Here is a 1,171-nt window from a genome sequence, read left to right as displayed (position 1 = left end):
GAGCTCCACACTCTGGATCGTCAACTAGTCCTGCTGGAAGAACTCATTGCTGAAAATCGTTTGTTCGACAAGGCAGTGCGTGCCCGACTTTCATCGGGTCAAGGAAAGGCTATTGATAGCGTGGCACCCAGGCAGGAAGCCGTGACATTACTGGATCGGCGAGATGCTCTTCTGGCCAGGCAACGCCAGGCTAAGGCTCGTTTAATACGCTGGCTGGGGGAAGCCGGCCGGCAATCACCGGCTGGCCAAGCACCTGATTTCGCCATCAATGCTGAACAGTTACTGAATAGCCTGCATAAGCACCCTGAACTTGAGATAGCGTCGCGTCAGGCTTCTGTCGCCCAGGCTAACGCGGACGAGGCTCGTGCCGCCAAGAAGCCGGACTGGGCTTTAACTCTGGCTTATATGAATCGTGAAGAATTCAGTGACATGGCGATGCTACAGGTCAATGTGGACCTGCCATTGTTCAGCCGGTCGCGCCAGGGGCCTCGCATTGCCTCGGCGGAAGCTGAGTGGCAAGCACTGGAATCTCGTGCAGAGGCGGTACGTCGCGAACATGAAGCGATGCTGCAGAGCGATCTGGCCGAATATGAACGCCAGGAACGCACGCTTGCCCGGCAACGGGAGCAACTGGTGCCTCTCGCAAAAGAGAAAGTGGGATTGGCTAGGGCAGCTTGGCGCGGCGGTGATGGCAGTTTGGCCGATCTTGTACGGGCACGTAGCGAATGGCTGGACGCCAAACTGAAAGAAATTGATCTCAGCGGGCAGTATGACCAGCAGGCAGCCGCCCTCCATTTTACCTACGACCACCACGGCATGGTGGGCGAGGAGCAAGATGATGAACATTAAACGCAATGCCTTGATCGGTTTGGCTGCCTCGCTGTTGTTGCTAGCCGGAATATATTTGGGCCGTTACGTCACCCCTTCGCAGAGCAGTATATCGATGGCGATGGACAGCAGTGAAACCAACAGCAAAGCGGATGAAAAGGAAGTGCTGTACTGGTATGACCCTATGTATCCCCAGCAGCACTTTGACGAGCCCGGGCCCTCACCTTTCATGGATATGGAGTTGGTGCCCCGTTATGCCAATGGTGGTGATGATGGCGATCAGCCAACGGTCCGTATTGATGCAGCCATGGTACAAAATCTGGGAATTCGCAGTGCCTCGGTG

At 55.8% G+C, this 1,171-nt stretch carries 2 protein-coding genes; both read left to right on the top strand.

What is annotated here, in order from left to right:
- Nucleotides 1-849: TolC family protein (locus A3730_RS23500; RefSeq protein ID WP_063539085.1), on the top strand; the 849-nt coding region annotated here is incomplete at its 5' end.
- Nucleotides 850-943: 94 nt separating this feature from the next.
- Nucleotides 944-1,171: heavy metal-binding domain-containing protein (locus A3730_RS23495; protein WP_304439526.1), on the top strand; the 228-nt coding region annotated here is incomplete at its 3' end.

The organism is Alcanivorax sp. HI0044 (assembly GCF_001634945.1).
This window is presented reverse-complemented; position numbering and strand designations above follow the sequence as displayed.